Annotated in this window: 1 protein-coding gene; it reads right to left on the reverse strand. The window is 81.0% G+C overall.

Annotated elements, in window-relative coordinates:
• Nucleotides 1–165: 165 nt before the first annotated feature.
• The gene (locus GTQ99_RS23985) at nucleotides 166–444 is read right to left on the reverse strand and encodes an HPr family phosphocarrier protein (RefSeq protein ID WP_166618113.1); all 279 of its coding nucleotides are present in this window, start codon (nucleotides 442–444) and stop codon (nucleotides 166–168) included.
• Between the last annotated feature and the right edge of the window lie 15 nt (nucleotides 445–459).

Here is a 459-nt window from a genome sequence, read left to right on the forward strand (position 1 = left end):
GTCCTCCTCGCCCCGCCCGCGCGCCCGCCGCGGCCGCGTCGGCCGGGGCCGGCTCGTGCGCGGGCGGGCGCGCGGGCGGGGCGAGGAGGACTGCGGTGCCCACGGCGGCACCGGTGCCCACGCCCACCCCGCTCAGGACCGCGCCGGGACGGGCGGCGGGCGCGCTCACGCGAGCGCGTCGTGGTCGGTCTCGACGAGCGCCGCGAGCCGCTCCAGGACGGCGTCGGCCCCGGCGCCGGTGTCGTCGAGGGACAGCACGACCCGATCGCCGTGGCGCGCGCCGAGCCCCATGACCAGCAGGATGCTGCGCGCGTCGACGGGACCCCGGTCCCCCAGCGAGAGGGTCACCGGCAGACCGCTGGCGGTGACGGCCTGCACCAGCAGCGAGGCCGGGCGGGCGTGCAGCCCGACGCGGGAGCCGACGACGGCGGTGCGGGTGGGCACGGGGAGCTCCTCAGC

This window comes from Kineococcus vitellinus, from assembly GCF_009906315.1.
In the GTDB taxonomy this organism is placed as follows: domain Bacteria; phylum Actinomycetota; class Actinomycetes; order Actinomycetales; family Kineococcaceae; genus Kineococcus; species Kineococcus vitellinus.